At 62.5% G+C, this 17,971-nt stretch carries 13 protein-coding genes; 5 read left to right on the forward strand and 8 right to left on the reverse strand.

Going from position 1 to position 17,971, the window contains the following annotated elements; genetic code table 11:
• Position 1: 1 nt before the first annotated feature.
• The gene (locus tag AAF358_00330; protein MEM7703963.1) at positions 2 to 1,417 is read right to left on the reverse strand and encodes an MFS transporter; all 1,416 of its coding nucleotides are present in this window, start codon (positions 1,415 to 1,417) and stop codon (positions 2 to 4) included.
• Positions 1,418 to 1,701: 284 nt separating this feature from the next.
• Here AAF358_00330 and AAF358_00335 point away from each other — a divergent pair, with 284 nt between their 5' ends.
• From AAF358_00335 to AAF358_00345, 3 genes are read left to right on the forward strand one after another with little or no spacing between them, the layout of a single operon-like run.
• The gene (locus tag AAF358_00335) at positions 1,702 to 2,730 is read left to right on the forward strand and encodes a class I SAM-dependent methyltransferase (GenBank protein MEM7703964.1); all 1,029 of its coding nucleotides are present in this window, start codon (positions 1,702 to 1,704) and stop codon (positions 2,728 to 2,730) included.
• A 2-nt stretch (positions 2,731 to 2,732) separates the two neighbouring features.
• The gene (locus AAF358_00340; GenBank protein ID MEM7703965.1) at positions 2,733 to 2,969 is read left to right on the forward strand and encodes a hypothetical protein; all 237 of its coding nucleotides are present in this window, start codon (positions 2,733 to 2,735) and stop codon (positions 2,967 to 2,969) included.
• Between the two features lie 3 nt (positions 2,970 to 2,972).
• Positions 2,973 to 4,376 (forward strand): FAD-dependent oxidoreductase, encoded by a 1,404-nt coding sequence (locus tag AAF358_00345; protein ID MEM7703966.1) that lies wholly within the window; start codon positions 2,973 to 2,975, stop codon positions 4,374 to 4,376.
• A 7-nt stretch (positions 4,377 to 4,383) separates the two neighbouring features.
• Here the strand turns inward: AAF358_00345 and AAF358_00350 are convergent, their stop codons facing one another.
• The 5 genes from AAF358_00350 to AAF358_00370 all read right to left on the reverse strand — a co-directional run bounded on the left by AAF358_00350 (position 4,384) and on the right by AAF358_00370 (position 11,185).
• Positions 4,384 to 6,888 carry a serine hydrolase gene (locus AAF358_00350; GenBank protein MEM7703967.1) on the reverse strand — a complete coding sequence of 835 codons (2,505 nt, stop codon included), beginning with the start codon at positions 6,886 to 6,888 and terminating at the stop codon, positions 4,384 to 4,386.
• 32 nt (positions 6,889 to 6,920) lie between these two features.
• Positions 6,921 to 7,877 carry a hypothetical protein gene (locus AAF358_00355; GenBank protein ID MEM7703968.1) on the reverse strand — a complete coding sequence of 319 codons (957 nt, stop codon included), beginning with the start codon at positions 7,875 to 7,877 and terminating at the stop codon, positions 6,921 to 6,923.
• 121 nt (positions 7,878 to 7,998) lie between these two features.
• Positions 7,999 to 9,630 carry an FAD-binding oxidoreductase gene (locus AAF358_00360; protein MEM7703969.1) on the reverse strand — a complete coding sequence of 544 codons (1,632 nt, stop codon included), beginning with the start codon at positions 9,628 to 9,630 and terminating at the stop codon, positions 7,999 to 8,001.
• Entirely contained in the window at positions 9,627 to 9,971 is a 345-nt protein-coding gene (locus AAF358_00365) for a hypothetical protein (protein MEM7703970.1), read from the reverse strand. Before AAF358_00365 ends, AAF358_00360 begins: the two co-directional genes overlap by 4 nt.
• Complete coding sequence (locus AAF358_00370; GenBank protein MEM7703971.1) at positions 9,968 to 11,185, reverse strand: class I SAM-dependent methyltransferase; 1,218 nt, start codon at positions 11,183 to 11,185, stop codon at positions 9,968 to 9,970. Before AAF358_00370 ends, AAF358_00365 begins: the two co-directional genes overlap by 4 nt.
• A gap of 158 nt (positions 11,186 to 11,343) precedes the next feature.
• Between AAF358_00370 and AAF358_00375 the strand changes: the two genes are divergently transcribed.
• Positions 11,344 to 12,348 carry a DUF1838 family protein gene (locus AAF358_00375; GenBank protein MEM7703972.1) on the forward strand — a complete coding sequence of 335 codons (1,005 nt, stop codon included), beginning with the start codon at positions 11,344 to 11,346 and terminating at the stop codon, positions 12,346 to 12,348.
• 125 nt (positions 12,349 to 12,473) lie between these two features.
• Positions 12,474 to 13,991 carry an aldehyde dehydrogenase family protein gene (locus AAF358_00380; protein MEM7703973.1) on the forward strand — a complete coding sequence of 506 codons (1,518 nt, stop codon included), beginning with the start codon at positions 12,474 to 12,476 and terminating at the stop codon, positions 13,989 to 13,991.
• A 160-nt stretch (positions 13,992 to 14,151) separates the two neighbouring features.
• On the opposite strand, the gene AAF358_00385 is transcribed toward AAF358_00380, so the two are convergent.
• Complete coding sequence (locus AAF358_00385; protein MEM7703974.1) at positions 14,152 to 15,384, reverse strand: MFS transporter; 1,233 nt, start codon at positions 15,382 to 15,384, stop codon at positions 14,152 to 14,154.
• Positions 15,385 to 15,568: 184 nt separating this feature from the next.
• Complete coding sequence (locus AAF358_00390) at positions 15,569 to 17,758, reverse strand: DUF1631 domain-containing protein (GenBank protein ID MEM7703975.1); 2,190 nt, start codon at positions 17,756 to 17,758, stop codon at positions 15,569 to 15,571.
• Positions 17,759 to 17,971 lie beyond the last annotated feature (213 nt).

The raw sequence follows: 17,971 nt of genomic DNA on the forward strand, positions 1-17,971 counted from the left end.
CTCAGGTTGGGCCCGCCACCGGCTGCGCGGGAGCCTGTCCAGGCGGCGGTTGCTGCGGTGCGGCCTTGGGCGTGCTGTGCAGCGTCTCTTTATCCAGCTTAAAGAACAGCAGCACAAACATGCTGAGGCCGATCATGATGGCGGGCAGGTAGGCTTTGCCAAACATGATGCCGAACAGAGCGCTGCCGCTCTGCAGCTCGTCAGCGCCCAGCGACTTGTCGTAGCCGGCAAACGCCAGGGCCCAGCCCACGATGAACGGTGCTAGCGCCGCCGCCAGCTTTTCGACAAAGCTGTACATCGCCGCGTAGATGCCCTCCCGGCGCATGCCGGTCACCCGAGCGTCGTACTCGATGGTGTCGGTGAGCATCGACATCGCGAGCATCACGTTGCCGGCGATGGTGACCCCGGACAGGGCCATCCGCAGGAAGAAGCCGGGCAGAAATTCGTCCATGGGTGGGGCAGGATCGACCAGCATCCAGCTCAGGTTCACCAGGGCGGTCAGCCCTGCACTCAGAAAGTACGCCATTTTCTTCCCGATGCGGGCGGCGAGCCGCTTCACGAGGGGGACCGCAATCAGCGTGGTCAGTGTGCTGACAATGGACGCTGCGGCGAAGTAGCGCAGGTCCATACCCACGTACTGCTTGAAAAAAATGAACGACACCGAGGCGGTGCTCATAATGCCCACCAGCTGCAGCGCCTTCACGGAGATCAGCGTGACGAAGTGGCGGTTGGAAAACAGCAATGACGCCTGGCTCAAGAAGTTGTGGTGGCTATGAACCCGTTCGACGGTGCGCGCGCTTCCGGTGCCGGCCCAGCAGGCGATCAGGGACAGAAAGATAATCACCGACATGCCCACGGCGATGATGGCGTACGACTCGCGACTCTGGCCGAGGAGTTCCAGCACAAAGGGTGCGCCGGCGACCGCCAGGGCGCTACCCAGCGATACAAAAGCCACCCGGTAGCCGTGCAGCGAGGTGCGCTCCTCATAGCCATCGGTCATCTCTGCCGACATGGCCATATAGGGAACGTTGAAGACGGTGTAGCCGATTGTGTAGAACACCAGACAACCGAACGCGTAAGCGGCGGTCATCGTCTGGCTTTCAAACTCCGGGATCGCAAAGAGAAAGCCGAACGAGCTTGCGGCAAGAAAAGCGCCGATAAACATAAACGGCCGCCGGCGACCGGATTTGAAGGTCGAGCGGTCGCTGAGCATGCCGACAATCGGGTCGCTGATGGCGTCGATGATTTTCGACAGAAAGATGAGCGTTCCCGCCAGCGCCGGATCGAGCTTCAGCACGCTGACCAGATAGATCAGAATCAGGAAGGACACGCCGTTCATCAGCATGGCCACACCCATGGCGCCGCTGCCCCAGAAGAGCTTTAGCCGTGCGGGAAGAACGTGTTCTTTATTGCTCATGATGTCGGGAGTTCCGGTGCAGTTGGCGCAGCCGGCTGTGCGGACCGCCTAGGGTGATTGATCTGGCCATTCACCGCTGGATGAAATGACCGCAGCCGACACCTGGCCGACCATTTTAGCCAGACCCGGTTGTAGCATTTTTATTTCACGGTGGCCCATTACGATTATCTATAGCAGCTATCGCGAAATTGATGCTGGAGTTTATTGCCTGCGCAGGGCCGGTTAGTCACACTTATGCTCGTCATATTAACCGCAGCCGCTGAGGCTTCTGCAGGAGCAAAGTTATGGAATTCGAATTACGCCAGCGAGGCCGATCAGCGATCGATTTCGCCGCCGATATGGGCGCGATGGGCATGAAGCTGAGCGCAGCGGTAGGGGCGAAGATCGCGGACGTTGAGCTGCCGGAGGATTTCGACGAGCAGCTGGCCATCATGGAGCAGCACCTGGGGGACGACCCTCAGCAGCAATACCTGATGGCGATGGGGGAATGGTCCGCAACTACACATGGTGAAATCACCTTCGACGCGTTCAAGGAAATTCAGCAGGAGCTGGAGCCCGACTTTAAGAGGCTGCGTGAAGGTGGGACTCAGATCGAAACCCGCCCTGGCTTCGAGCCGCCAGATTACTGGGTGGGCGTAGACTTTCATCGCACCACCGGGGGCTGGGTCCGCGAGCATCAGGGGTTTGTCCACGGCGAGCTGATTCACCCGAAGTACGTGGCCAAGAATTTCCCGGGTGGCATCTTCAAGCAGCGGCGTGATGTGCTGAACGAACTCGGCGACCGGCAGTTCAACAACATTCTGGAGATGGGCACCTCGAGCGGGCACTTTACGGTGGCGCTGGCCGAAGCGTTTCCGGACGCCAAGCTAACCGGTGTCGAGCCCGGGCTTCCGATGCTGGAACAGGCTCAGCGGTTCGGCAACGAGCGTGGCGCCAGCTGGCGCCTGATCCAGGCGTGTGCAGAAGACACGGGCTTGCCCGATGCGAGCTTCGATCTTGTGACCTCTTACATCTTGCTGCATGAACTCCCGGCTCGCGCCACGCGGGCGGTGTTTGCCGAGGCTTTCCGGCTGCTTGAGCCTGGCGGCATGATGTTTATGAGCGACGTCCAGCCTTTCCGTGCGATGCCGCGTATCGCCCAATGGCGGGCAAACGCCGGCGCGTTGCGAGGCGGCGAGCCCTACTGGCGCGAGGCGGCGAGCCTGGATCTGGCGGCGCTGGCCACCGAGCTTGGGTTTGTCGATGCCCGCTCTTACGGTCTCGGCGAGCGCCAGTACCCGTGGGTCACCATCGCTCGCAAGCCGGCGGCCTGATCGTGTCCTCCCAGCCGGTGGACAAAGCGACGTTCCAGGTGGTGCTCAACCTGATGCACGAACTCTGGGTGGTTAAGGACCGGGCGGCGGTGCTCGAGCAGGCGCTGGCAGAAGCCGGCGTGGATGTGGCGGACAAGGTCGATCGCCTGCAGCCCGACGCGGCGCTGGCGGAGCGCCTTGACGAAGAGCGCAAGGCTTTCATTTCCCGAGTTCTGGCGCCGACGCTGGGCGCCGAATAGCCGATGTCGATCCTGTCTGTGAGCGAAGCGGAGTTTGGCTTCGAGGTGCCGGTGGTGATTATCGGCGCCGGCGGGTGTGGCCTTTCCGCTGCGCTGGCGGCGGCTCAATGCGGCGTCGAAACGCTGGTGCTTGAACGCGATCCAACCCCCTTGGGAACCACCGCTATGTCCACGGGCCTGATCCCGGCCGCCGGCAGCGCGCTGCAGCAGGCTGCTGGGATCAGCGATAGTCCCGAACTGTTTACGGACGACGTCATGAAAAAGACCCGGGGTGAGACCGACGAGGGCGTGGTCCGCGCGTTGGCGGAGGCGTCCGCTCGCACCGTGGACTGGCTCCATGAGTCGGGCGTTCCGCTGTCGCTCGTCGACAGCTTTCTCTACCCCGGACACAGCGTGAAACGAATGCACGGCACCCCCAATCGAACCGGCGCTGAGCTGATGGGGGCCCTTCAGCAGGCCGCTGAGGATGCGGGCGCCGGTATCCTGACCCAAGCGCAGGTCACCCACGTGTTCGCAGACGACACAAAGACCGTCCGCGGCGTTCGCTGCCAGCGCCCTGACGGCAGCACCGAAGACGTTGGCTGCGAGTCGCTGATCCTCGCGTGCTGCGGCTTTGCCGGCGACCCGGAAAAAGTGGCGCAGTACATGCCGGAAATTGCTGAAGGCGTGTTTTTTGGTCATCCGGGCAACAAAGGTGACGCCATCGACTGGGGCCAGCAGCTCGGCGCTGCGGTAGCCGACATGTCAGCGTACCAGGGGCACGGGGGGCTGGCGGACGGCCATGCAATCCCGATCTTGTGGCCCGTCATCATGGAAGGCGGGTTTCAGGTCAACCGGGAGGGCCGACGGTTTTCCAACGAGTCGCGCGGCTATTCCGAACAGGCCGTGGACGTGCTGCGTCAGCCCGGGCATGTGGCCTACACCATCTTCGATCATCGGCTGCACGAGCTGATGGAGGAATTCGACGACTATCGCGATGCGCTGAAGGCTAAAGCGGTGCGCACAGCGCCGACGCTGGCGGCGCTGGCGGAGCTGATTGGGATCGATGCGGTGGGGCTCGTCGAGACCGCCGCTTCGGTGGCCCAACTGACCGAAGCGGGTGAGCCCGACGAATTCGGGCGGGTTTTTGCGTCGCGGCCGGCGCTGACCGGTCCGTTTTACGCGGTACGCGTCACCGGCGCGCTGTTCCACACCCAGGGTGGCCTGGTGGTGGATGAGAACGCGCGCGTGCTGGATGAGGCCGGCACACCGCTGCCCAACCTATTTGCCGGGGGTGGCGCCGCCCGGGGCATCTCCGGCCCCTCTTGCTGGGGTTATATGGCCGGCAACGGTCTACTCACCGCAACAACTCTGGGTCGCCTGGCCGGGGAAACCGCCGCGGCCCAGGCGTCTGTCGAGGCTGCTTAAGCCAAGATTAGTCCGTCCCAGCAGCCGCGCTCTGCTCCGCCGCCTCTTGCGGCACAAGCTCCGCGCCGGTGGCGTCGGCGTACTGCCGGAGGATGGTGTTCGGCAGCTCGCTGTTGTCCCAGGTCACGTCCTTGGGTGGCCGCACCCCAACCCGCATGATGACCATGTTGTGGCGGGGGATGTGGTAACTCACCTGGTGCCCATTGCCGTCGTAGAGAAACAGATCTTTATCCAGATACGGTTCGGAGTGCAGCGTGTGGCCGAAAGGAACGTCGGGATTCGCCGCGCCGCGATTCTGGATGTAGGGCCCTGCGACGTACATGCCCATGCCGGTATGGGGGTTATAGTCGGTGGCCGCGGTGATCTCATCGATGAATCCTTCCGGCAGCAGACGCTGGCCGTTCCAGACGCCGTCGTTCATCACGAGCACCGACAGGCGAAGGTAAGACTCCGCCGGCAGGAGGGCGCAGCATCCCGAGTGGGTAATGCCGTTTTCGCGGTTGACCCAGATCTCGCCACCGGCAGCGCCCAGTGGCTCCAGCACGGCCTCGGACACCCACTGCTCGTAGCGTCGTCCGGTGCTGCGCTCGATGAACGGCGCGATGACCTCGCTGTTGGCGTTGGAGTAGTCGTAGCGTGTCCCCGGCGGATGGGTCAGCGGGTACTCATGGAGAATGACCTCAATATGGTACGGATGCAGATAAGCCCGATTGAGAAAGTGATCCGGCTCCATCGAATTGCCCTGCCGGGCAAGTCCAGAGCGCATCTGCAGCAGGTGGCGCAGCGTCATGGCTGACTTGTCGCTGTCTTTCCATTCGTAGAAAACCTCGTCAACCGGCTGATCCAGCGACGGGATAAACCCTTCCTGAAGCGCCCGGCCTACCGCCATGATGGTGATGGGTTTGGCCAGCGAACGGGATACCACCAGCGTTTCGGGATTGGCGCCGTTGAAGTAGTTTTCGTAGACAACCTCCCCTTCGTGCCAGATCAAAATGGCGCTAGAGTTGTTTCCGGCACCGAACGCGTCGAGCCAGCCGCGAGTGTCCGAATCCAGCCACGGCGTCGGTTCAGCGGCGCGGGGCAGGGGCACGACCTCGTTGGCGCCCGGCAGTGGAATCAGCGAGTCGTAGCCCGCCAGTCCTCGACCGGCCTGCGCTTCCTCGAGCAGTCGGCTGAAGCGCCGGTCGTAAGCCTCGTCCCCGGCGCCGGCGTCAAACTGGCGTTTGGCCTCCGAGATGCGAGTGTCGATCAGCCCTCGCAGCAGACTGTTCACGATCATCGAATCGTCGTACGTCAGATCCACTTCGCCGCCGCGTGCCACCACCAGGCTGGCAGAGGGCACCACGTACACGCGCTGCCCGCCAAAGCCGTCGAAATAGACAACGTCCGGCGCAAGGTAGGGCGCCTCATGGGGAACGGTGGTCTGGGTCGTGGGGCCATACCGTCGCTGCGCTTGCCACTTCTGGCCACGCCAGATGTGCATACCGTACGCGGCGTTTAGGTCGCTGGCGCTTGTCAGCATCGCAACCGATTCAGGCTTCAGGATCGTCGTATCCCCGATGGTGCCGTTATTCAGCAGCAGCAGACCCACGCGCAGCCAGTCAGCGAGTCCTGCCTCCAGTCCGGAGAAAAAGCGCGGGCTGCCGCCTGGCGCTTCAATCCAGAGTGCGGCCGCGGAGTTGCCCAACGGCAGCCAAAGCCGCTCAGCAAGGTACTCAGCGTAGCGTTTTCCTCGGTCGGCCAGCGCCTGCTCCAACGCAAGCCCCACAAGCTGGCTATTCACGTTGTTGTAGTTGAATTCGGTACCGGCGGGCTTGTCCTGAGGGTAGCTCAGGGCCGTGGCGCTGATCTTCGAGGAAAGGGCCAGGTTGGCCCCCTTCGGGTTGCCGCTCGTAAACGAGTAGTGGGCTATGCCGCTGGTGTGGTTCAGAAATTGCCGCAGCGTAGTGGCGCCCCGAGGATCGTCGGACCACTCTTCCACATACTTTCCGATCGGATCGTCGAAGCTGTCGATGATCCCGTCTTCCACCGCCGCGGCGATGGTCATGGCCAGCACACTCTTGTGCATTGAGAAGGTAGAGAAGCGCTGGCTGGGGCTGAAGCCATCGGCAAAATCGTCGGCGACCAGCTTGCCGTCATGCCACACCAGCAGGCCCAGCCCGTTGTGCTCGCGATGGTAGGCGATGGCGGCTTCCAAAGCCTCCGGGGCGACAAACGCGCCGGGTTCGCCGGGGCTGCGGGGTTCGTCGGCGCCTTGGACTGGCTCGCGAGATTCCCGCCACGAAAGCTCGGTGACGCCCGGGCGACTCTGCATGGCGGCCATGTGTTTCAGCAGGGTCGGATCCTGTTCTGGTGTTTCGCCGGCCGGGCTCTCGGCGGCCGCCGCCGCACCGCCGTCTGCGGGCTCAGACGCCTGTTCGGCGCAGCCAGCAAGTATCCAGACCAGGGCAGCAGCCAGCGGGAGCGCCGCCCGACTGCGCGTTGAACGCACGTCGACTGTCGGTTTCAGCATGGTGTACTCTTTCTGATTAGCAATGGGGAATGTCATCGTTTTTCGAGGCTTGCCAGTACCGTTGAGCCGGTGCTCAGCGGGTCGCTGCAGACGGCGAGCGGTTGCGCGGTATAAGCGGCAAGGAAGCGCTGGCTCACGGCGAGCGCCTCGTCGAACTGGGGTCTTTGATCGGGCGCTTCCCGATCCAGGCGACCAAAGACGTTACCGAAGTAGTGGTCGACGCCTTCACCCGCCCAGAGCCACTGATCGCCCGCCGGCGCCTGCCGGTAGGCGGCAGCGTGAGCTCGCCAGTCGTCAATGAAGCCCGGCAGGATGTCGCTGGTGCCGGTCAGCAGCAGCTGGGGCCGGGAAAGCTGGTCCCACGCGTCGGGCTCGATGAACCCCGGCAGCAGGCCCGGCGGCGAGAAGGCCAGCACCGCCTTTACCCCCGGTTCTACCCGTCCAGGCTCATCGCCCACCGCCGCGGCGCCGGCGGCAACCTGCGCGCCGAAGGCACCGTAAGAGTGCCCGGCGGCAATTTTTTCAGCGCTCAGGCTGACGCCGCTGCCGAGCGCCTCAAGCAGCTCAGGCGGCCCCTTCAGCAGCCGGGCAAAGTCCTCCTTCCGGGTCCGCCACACCTGGTCGGGCGGTGGCGGCGGGTCGGTGGCGATCAGCTCCGAGTCAATATGCAGCGGCGCTGCAACCACAAACCCCATCGCGGCCAGCGGGCCGAGCAATGCGTCGTAACGTTCGGGGGCGGCGTACGCCCCGTGCGAAAATACCATGATGGGGTAGCTGCCGGCTCGCTCGGGCTGCCAGAGCGTAAAGCGAGCTTTGCGACCATCCGCATGAGTCAGGGTGAGCTCGGCGCTGCTAACCGGCAGCGCCGTCGGGCTGCAGTCTGGCACGGTTGCGCAAGCGCTTAGCAGGACGGCGGCGATGCCCGTCAGCCAAACAAACGCGAGGCTGCGGCTAGAGCGGTTGGCTGATGTCCGGTTCACGGGGTGCACGCTGGTCTCCACGGCGGCTGACTGCCGACCGGTAAGTCTGCATCAGGAAGGTGTCTCCCACCTAACGCAATCTGGCAAAACTGCTATAGCAAATCGAACAGCCCCGTTCGATCAGCAACGGTCAGTTGTCCTCTGTCACCGCCGTCGGAAACTCCAGTGCGCCTGGGTTCATGAGGTTTTGCGGGTCGAACTGGCGCTTTAGCGTCTGCAGCAGGTCTGTGGCGCCCGGTTCCCGCGTCGACATAAACGGGTAGGACTTGCCGAGCTGATAGTGGGTTGCACCATGCGCCTGCATCAGCGCAATCATCTGTTTCTTCATCGAGCGAACAAACGCCCGCGCCGCAGGCTGCGCTGGATAAACCGGCAGCTTCTGGCGGTGATCGTCGGGTACAAGGTCGCGGTGAGCAGCGTGTTGACTGTCCTGCCAGTAAAACGTTGGCTCATAGACAAAGCCAGTGCTGCTGACCGTGACAAACATCGTGGCGATGTGGACCCGATGTTCCGCCATCTCGGCCGCGCGCTGCTCATAGAGCGCTGAGAGCGCTTGATGGAACGGCTGAACCTGACTGAACGGCAGGACGCAGTGCATCGGCAGCCACCGTTCGCCCTTCGGCCCCAGGACCGGCGTAAACGGACGAAACGGCATCGCGCGCAGCGCCAGCGCCAGGGTGTTGGCAACCTCCACCCCGCCTTGCCCGACAGTCTGCCGAATCGAGTCGAGCTTGAAGCGCGCTTCACCGGCTGAACGCCCTTCCGTGATGTAGTTGACGAGGTAGCCTGGGGCTTTGAGCGCCGAGCGCCCTCGGAAGGCGGCCGTCAAGACGGCTCGAAGGCCTGACCACACGCCGGGCGAGCTGCGAAATATGGCCTTGGCCGCGCCGAGGGCCGCGCTGCTGTCGATGGATCCAAGCTGTCCCTGCTGCAGCTGCGGGTCGATCGCCATGATTTCGCTGGCCAGGTTTTCGCGGGCCGCCTCCATCATGGCACGCGCCATGTCGGCAAACTCGGGGTAGACAAAACAGCTCCCCTCGACGTGCGTGGGGCGCCGGATCAGACGCAGCGTCGCTTCCAGCTTCACGCCAAACGCGCCAGAGTCGCCGGTGAACAGCCCGGTCAGGTCGGGCCCGCAGGTGCGGTAAAACCGACTGGGTGTGGTGCCTGTATCGATGATTTCGCCCCGGCCGGTGATGACCTTCATGCCTGTCACGACGCTGTTCGAAGCATCGTAAAGCCCGGAGCCGAGGCTGATTGCATGCTGCGAGAGCGCGCCGCCGACGGTGGATTTGAGGCCCGAGTACGGGCCCCAGAAGGGTGTCCGAAGCCCGCGTTCGGCGAGCGCATCGTCCAGCACCTTCCAGGTGACGCCAGGCTCGACCGTCACCGTCATATCCTCTTCGTCGATCGCGATGATGCGATCCAGCGCCGTGCAGTCGAGCACCACCGCGTGCGTAGTCGCGGGAACGTGTGCTTGCGTGTAAGAGGCGCCGCCGCCGCGTGCGTTGATCGCCAGGCCTTCAGCCAGACAACGCTCGACGGCCTGCGCCGCCTGCTCCACGGTGGTCGGACGCAGGACGGCAACGGGGAGTTCGAGCGGCCCAAGAATGTCGGTGCCAAAAACGGTCAGCGTTGCGGGGTTGGTGAGCACCCGGTCATCGCCGAGCAGCAGGCGCAGCTCGCTGAGGGTTTCGGCGACCTGATTGTCGTCGGCGGTATCGTGCGTTATCGCCGAGCTGACCGGGTCAGCGACGCTCAATTTTCTTCGGTGTCCTTCAGGACCGCCTGATAGCGCTGGGAGTTATCCACTTCGGAAACTTCCTGAGCTCGCTTGTTGGCCACAAAGTAAAGGCGCTGGAAAAACTCCTGGCGCGCTGCCTCTCGCTCGTTCAAGCAGGCCTCGTCGGGCTCGAAGGCTTCAACCTCCTCTCGGCTGGGTCCTGCGCCTGCGGCGCTCAGCCTTTCGAAGGTGTCCAGCCGATCTCGCAGCACGCTGACCTCGCTGGCGAGCACCATGATCATTGACATCGCCTGGTCCATCGCCGGGTCATCATAAAACTGGGGGCGGGCGCCCTTGGGATAGCGTCGCATGCCGCTCATGCGTCTGCCTGCTTGTGGCCGATCAGCACTTCCCAGCCGCCGCCCGGCGCGAACTCGCCGGCCTCGAAGTCGCGGTCGGCCACCTCACTGGCCGCCTCTTCGCTGTAGCCTTCCGCGTGGGCTGCGGCAAACTCGAGTACCGCCATAGGCGCCGTATCGAAGCGCACCTGCTCCTGGTCGAAGCCGGCGTCGACGGCGAGCTGTATCTGATCCATGTCTCGCATCGGGCCCCAGAAGGGCTCGTTGTTGTAGTGCGTCTCGTTATCCAGGATGAACTCCGAGAAGAGGTCGCTGTGGTCGAAGGGCGGCAGGTCGGCATGGATCATGAGACCGCCTGGCTTCAGCAGGCGGTAGCACTCTTTGAAAATGGCGGGCATCGCCTTGCTGGAGGTTTCGTGCAGCAGGATATGGCTGACGATCAGATCGAAGCTGCCGGGATCAAAGCCGGTGTCCGCGGCGTCGCGCTGCTGAAAGCTCACGTCCAGGCCCATGCCGCCGGCCCGTGCGTGGGCGTACTGTACCTGGGGTCCGGCCACGTCGATGCCGATGACCTCAGCGTCGGGGAAGTATTCTTTGTAGGGCAGGGTGGAGTGACCCACGGTGCATCCCATGTCCAGGATCCGGGTGGGCTTAAAGTCCGGCATGTTGCGGGTAATGTAGTTGCACACCGACCGCCCCATGTCGTCGTTGGTGGGCCCCACGTACCCCATCGCGTAAAGATAGACGCCACGGTCGTAGAGAGCGGCTGTGCTGATGTCGTTATCGGCGGCGCGGCCGGCGTAGCCGCCGGGCATGCAGTGGATATCGATACCCGTGACGTAGCGCGGTACCTCCAGCTCCGGATCCACCACTAGCGGCGCAGTGTTTTTTTCTGACAGCTGCGTCGCCGTTTCGTTGAGCGCCGGCTGCTGCCGCTCGATGCTGGTCAGCACCGACTCCCACAGCAGCTCTTGGGCGCACCGGTTGGTGCTGGCGTAAGTCTGGAAGTAGGGGTCTGTCACCATAAACTTACGAACTTCCCGGCGGTCCTTGGGTTCCCGTCCGTGCTCGTCAACAAACTTCTTCTGCTGGCGCTGGAATACGGGCGCCAAACCCGGAAGAAGCTGGCCCTGGACAAACTGCCTCAAGCTCTTGGAAAACTCCTGGCGGGCCTTTTCATCGTGGCTGGCTTCCGGCAGCGCGGGATGGGGTTGTTGCTGGAAGATATTAAGCATGGCGAATCTCCAAAAAAGGCTTTGCGCTATTGAGCAATATTGAGGCGCTGATTGCTACCGCGGAATATGGTAAAGCAGCTATAGCAAAATTGAATTGTGGCCCCCTGGCCCAGCGCTGATACTTGAATCCTGCCACACAGGTATGCAGGAGACACTTCGTGAGCAAACCCAACGAATCTGAAACGAATTTTGACCGGCGCCACTTCCTGGGCGCGGGCATGATCGCCGGCGGCGCGCTGCTCGGTGGTTCGGCCCTCGGCCTGAAGCCGGCGTCGGCGGCACCGTCGATCGGCGGCCCCAAGTTTGACGAGCGGCTCGGCCCAAAGTATCGCGATCCCGAGTGGAATCGCGATGCCTATGCCCGCCTTGCCGGTCACATGGACTTTAAATCCCAGAAGCACGGCTGGTACAGCGGTGTGGTCCACGGCGTGGTCGACGGTGAGGCGATCCGTCCGCTGATGGGTTTTGAAGGCTACTCCGCCGCCCGGCTGATCGACAACGGCGACGGCACCTACCAGAAGCTGCTGCGGGAGACCGTCTTTTACACGGACCTGGCAACGGGCGATGTCCTGGAGGAATACACCAACCCATACACGGACGAGACGGTGAAGGTTGTTCCCGTAGCCAACGACCCGTTCAATCACCTGATCCGGACAGTCTTTTTCCAGCCGCCGGACTACGGCGGCCTCAACAAGGAAAAGCGGCCGGACATCCCGTTCATCCTGCCCTGGAAGCTCACTGAATCCAACACGGTGACGCTGGCATCAGATATCCATCTGTTCTACCCGTCAGCGCTACAGCCCGACAAGTGGCCTCGCGAGTCGTCCGGCAAGATGAACCGGGTTTCGGAGATGTTCCGGTACGTGATTCGTCGGGAGGACCTGGAAGACGAGAGCGTCCAGTCGGTCAATTACTCTGGCAGCTGGGGACGTATCACCCCCTGGCTTCCCTGGATGCTGATGGGCCAAACGCCGGGCCACATTTACTACCAGGGCACCATGGGTGGCTTCAGCAGCCACGACATGGTCTCACCGAAGGTGATGGCCTACGGTAAGAAGCACTTTCCGAAGTACTTCAACGCCCCCGACAAGTGGGAAGACCCAAGCCTGTCCAGCCTGGAAAACTACGCCCGGGAGCAAACGCCCGCGCCGGTGAAAGGCTAGTATTCGGTTTACTTCGCGCTAACGCGCTTATCGTCACCCCGCCCGGGATGCCGGGCGGGGCGGCATCCCGCCAAGCACAAGCGGCGGTTCGCTGCCGCGGCGCGTAGCCCGCAACCTGCCAACCTATGGATCCCATCTCCCCCGCCACCATCGAGGCGGTCCGGGCGTTTGCCGCCGGACCCCATCAGCTTTTCATTGACGGTCGATGGGTCGATCCCATCGAGGCAGGGCAACCGGCCCCGCTGATCGAAACGCTGGATCCATCGTCCGCAAAGCGACTCGGCGCAGTCCCCGCGGCTGGAGAACCCGACATTGATCGAGCCGTGGCGGCGGCGCGCCGGTGCTTTGAGGAAAACTGGTCGCAGCGCGATGCGCGAGCTCGAAGCACCGCCTTGCGCAAGATGGCTGAGCTGGTGGATGGGCAGCGGGATTTTCTGGCCTGTCTGGAAACCATGGACATCGGTACACCGGTTGCTCTGACCGGCGGCCAGATGGTGGACAGCTGGATCGATGCACTCGAGTACTTTGCCGGAGCCCCGAGCCGGATCGCGGGCGAAACGCTGTCGGCCCCGGGAAGCTGGCGCTTCACCGGCCGCGAAAGCCAGATCTACACGCTGAAAGAGCCGCTGGGTGTCGTTGGGGCCATCCTGCCCTGGAACGCACCGGGTTCCTTTTTTATCAACAAGGTTGCGCCCGCGCTGGCCGCCGGCTGCACCATGGTTATCAAGCCGGCAGAGCAGGCGCCGCTGACGGCGCTCTATCTCGCGCAGCTTTTCGAAGAGGCAGGGCTGCCGCCCGGCGCCATCAACGTGGTCACCGGTGACGGTGCGGCGGCCGGCCAATCGCTGGCCCGACATCCAGACGTCGACAAGATTACCTTTACCGGGTCAACCGCCGTCGGTCAGAGCATCATGCGTGACGGCGCTGACAGTCTGAAACGTTTGACGCGAAAGCTGGGCGGGAAATCCGCTTTTGTGGTGATGAGCGACGCGGATATGGACAGCGCAATCCAGTTTCTGGTGATGATGGGTGTTTTCAGCGCCGGGCAGTTCTGCATGTGTCCATCCCGCGTATTCGTAGAGAAGTCCATCATCGACCGATTCAACGAGAAACTCGCCACGGCGATGGGCTCAGTCAACATCGGCAGCGCGCTGGATCACCATACCCAGATGGGGCCGCTGATCACGCGGCAGCAGCGCTCGCGGGTGACCGCGCTCGTGGACGGGGCGCGCCAGGAGGGGGCCGAGGTGCTGCTGGGCGGTCATGAGATCGATACCGGTGGGTTTCACTATCATCCGACGCTGTTGTTCAACCCGGACACCCAGCTGGAGATCGCGCGCGAAGAGGTGTTTGGCCCGGTACTGTTGTCGGTGCCGTTTGATGAGAACGACCTCGAGAGCCTCATCGGCCTGGCCAACGAAACCCACTACGGGCTGGCGGCCAGCGTGTGGACCAACAACCTCAAGCTGGCCAGCACGATGGTGCGACGGTTTCAGGCCGGGATTGTCGGGATCAACTCCCACGGCTTTGTCGATCCGCGCGCCCCGTTTGGCGGCGTCAAACACTCCGGCCTCGGGCGGGAGTTTGGTGTCGAGGGCCTGGAGTCTTTCCTGGAGACCAAGACGGTTACCGCGTTTTATTAGCAGCGTGTCGAAAAACGCAGTTTTCGGCGCGCTGCAACCGGCACAGGGATGTGCCGGCATTTTCGATGGCTTTAAGCCATTGAAAATGTGAGCCAGGTGAAAATCACATTTTTCACTTGGCGTCGTTAAAAAAGCCACGGATGGCTTTTTTAGCAGCCTGCTAGTCGGTTGCCGGCTCGAACTTCGGGTAGCTCCCAAGGGTCAGCAGCAGCAGCGCGCCGCTGCCAAACAGGCCGGCGCAGATCTGCATCACCAGGTTGTAGCTGCCCTGAATATCAAACAGGTAGCCAAAGAACGCGGGCGCCAGGCCGGCGGACACGGCAAAACCGATGTAGGGAACGGTGTAGATTTTGGCGTAGTGTCGCAGGCCGAAATAGCGACCGACCAGAAAGGCGATCAGGTCGAACTCTGCACCCGCAGCAAAGCCGATCAACACAACGGCTACGGTCACCAGCGGGACCGACAGTTCTGGCTGCAGCAAGATTATTGCCGACAGTACGGGGGCTGCCTGAACCACCGCCGCCACGCCAGGCGCCCAGAATCGATCGATGCAATAGCCGACCACCACGCGTCCGGCGATGACCGCAACGCCGATCAGTCCGACAATGCCGGCGGCCTGGCTGCGCTCCATCGACGCGTCCATCAAGAGCGGCACAAGATTGGGAATGGAGCCGCCGATGGCTCCCGACAGCAGAAAAAACGACGCAAAAATCACCCAAAGGCGCCAGTCGCGAATCGCCTCCGCGACGGTCACGCCGGTGAGCGCGGAGCCCGCTGACTCGCCGTCAGCTTTTGCGCTGTGGCTCCCGGGTGGTTCCTTCAGCAGCAGATAGACGAGCGGAATCGCCAGAAGAGGGATAAGCGCCAGACCCAGATAGGCGGTCCGCCAGTCGTAGCGGTCGAGGATGGCGGCCACGTAATTGGGTGCGGTAAGGGCGGCAAAGCCGGTGCCCGCAAGCGCCAGGCCCAGGGCCAGACCGCGCTGGCGATCGAACCAACCGCTGATCGCTTTGGTCCAGGTAATCGGTGTTGTGCCGGCACCGAGAAGCGAGATGACGGCGGCAGAGATGTAGTATGTGATCAGAGAACGGGTCAGATAAGCGAGGCAGAGATACCCGATGACGGTACCGATCAGTGACCCCAGGACCACCCGGCGAACGCTGTACTTGTCGGTAAGCCAACCAATGACCGGAACCGCGAGTATGCCGGTGATGCTGAACACGGTGAACATGCCCTGCACCTCAGCGCGAGTCCACTCAAATTCAGCGCCTAGCGGCTGGATAAAAAGCCCCAGCGTGTAAAACGGGATACCGGTAATACCTGCGCCAATGCCAATTCCGCAGGCCAACACGATCGTCCAGTTGCGGCGTACTTCAGACGGGGATTGAGACACGTTGGACCCTTTCTTCTCGGCGAGCAGCGGCCAAGCTTCTTACATCACCGCCCAGATCGCCAGTCTCGAATCTCGATAGCAGCTGTCGAATTTGGGTGTCTTGCGGTGCTGGTTGCACCCTTCGGTGTCCCAGCAAGGCGTGTCATCAGCCGTCGGTGTTGAGGTCGGGCCCTGGCCCGGTCGCTCAGTGCAGCGGTGCGCCTTCGGGCTTGTTTCTGCCGCCGAGATTGCTCGCGATGGAGTGCATGGCGCGGGTGACAAGGCTGCTTTCGTCCATCAGCTCCAAACGCTCAGCCAGCAGATCTTCCGCGAGTTCCTGCAGCGACTTTTCCGCAGCCTTGACACCGCGCTGGTCGACGAACAGATAGTGTCCGGTGATCGGGCTGATCCAGGACAGCTTGGCGCGCATCGGCTCGTTTTCATCGCGCTTGAATAGGACCCACTGGCCGGTATTCCAGTTGCGTACGGTGTCGAAGAATTCGGTGAGTTCGCCTTCCGAGGCCGCGACCGGCGTTTCGTCCAGCACTGCCTGCTCAACGATGTTCTCGCCGCGAATGGTGAGGCCGGTTTCGTCAGCCTCGATCACAATCTTGTCGCTACCGGATTCGCGAATCATGCTCACGTAGAGCTGCTTCAGGTTGATCAGCACCTTTTGAATTTCCGCGTCCTGATAACCCACCTGCTTGAGTCCGCTGCGCAGGGCTTTGGCGAGGATGGGAATCCGGGTACGCAGACGCTTGACCGCTTTTTCGCTCTTGTCGAAGGTCACGCTCCAGATCAGCTCGTCGGCCGTTGCGACCACCCGGCGCCACTGCTCTGACTGCATGCCATGCCGCAGCACCGTCAGCACCATCACGTGGGCCCAAGCGCGATTCAGCAGATTGCTTACCAGGTGCGGCACCGGCTTGTTGCGAACGCGACGCTGCAGCAAACGAGCAACGTTCTGCCGAGCGAACTGCAGCTGCTCTTTACCTTTGACCTGCTGACGGACTCGCTCCGCACGCTTTTCCGCCAGCGTCTGCTGCCGGGTATGAAAGGTTTTGAGCTCGTCGCGGAGCTTCTCCAGAACCTGCTGGTCATCCCAATATTCGCTGATGACCTTGTCGACCGCGGCGTTGACGGTCCCGAGCGTTTCTCCCTTGCGATCGGTCTGCGTGGTCCAGCCCATGCCGAGCTGACCCAGCACCTCAAGCAGTTCACGGGCCGGCGCCTTGGGCGCTAGAACCGCTTCGGGATTCTTTAAAGCCGCACGGAGAAACGGCACCTGCAGCCGATGCAGCGCCTGCTGAAAGGGCGCCGGTAGCTGCCGGTCCGCTCGGACAAAATCGAACATCATGCCGACCATGTCGACGGTGTTTTCGTCACCCGGGCCGAGGGCGCGCCCGCCTTCGTTCCGTGCGACTTCCATGAGCTGAGACTTGATGTCCTCAGCGCCCACGTCCCGGCCGGCGTCGCCGGTGGCGAGCTGGTTCTGCAGAGTGGACAGCACCTCCATCACGGTATTGGTCGGGATGGGGGGCGCAGCGGCCTGGCTGGCTGACCAGCGGGTCGGACGCTGCTGGGAAATGAGCTTGCGGACCTGTTCCATGAGCCGGCGCTCGATGGCGGCGGCAGCGTCGATCACCACGTCGGAGGTGTCGCGCTCATCCTGTTCCGGGGTATGCACCGGGGCAGGTCGGCGCTGCTTCTCTTTACGGCGCAGAGTCTTCAGATCAGGGATGACACCCGCTTCGACAAGGATCTGGTTCAGCGCGCCGTAGATCTCATCGAGATTGCGAACGACGTTCTTCTCAAACGACTTAAAGAGCGCCTGGTGAACTTCCACCTCAGACTCCAGGCCCAGTAGCGCGTCGCGAAACGCCTCACACAGGGCGCGCGGGGCCAGCGGATTCAGATCGTTTGGAATGGGGCTGGTTTCAAAGATGCTGCCGATGCGTACACCCAAACCGTAGAGCTCGCGGGTAAAACGAATGTCGGCGGTTTCGACAATTGAATCGATGGCCAGCGTGACGGTCAGATCGCGATCGTCCAGAATACGCAAATCGTCTTCGTTGAACGCCGCAAAGTTATCCTCGGTGGAAGCTTTGCGCCGATGGCTGAAGAAGTCTTTTAAGGAAGCGTCAACGCGCTCGACATAAAGATGCGCGAGCCGGCTCTTGCGCTGCTCAATCTCCCGCTTCCCTTCAAAGTATCGGCTTTGTTCCACGTCACTGCGCGCCTCAGAGGCCATCTCGAACAGCCGGTCGCAGGTGTCGGCGAAAACGCCGGGCACCTTCTGGTCCAGATATTCGAGAACAAAACGCGCGCAGTCGCGGTAAGCCGGATGGACCCCCGACAAAGCCTCGACCGCATAGTGTCGCTTAACGCCGACCATGCGTAAAAATCCTTCCTCCCAGCGGGCGGCGCCTGCAGCCCGGCTGGACGTCACAACTTTCGTTACAACTTAAGGTGGGTACGTTGACTTAAACGCGCCGACACCTCTCCCAATGTGTGTGTTCTACGCCGGCGGGGAGAATTGATCTGTGACCAATTTCTCAATTCCGATGAGCGGTAGTAAATGGCCGCTCGTCGGCCGGTCCATGGCCCG

It is taken from the genome of Pseudomonadota bacterium (genome assembly GCA_039033415.1).
GTDB lineage: Bacteria > Pseudomonadota > Gammaproteobacteria > Xanthomonadales > SZUA-38 > JANQOZ01.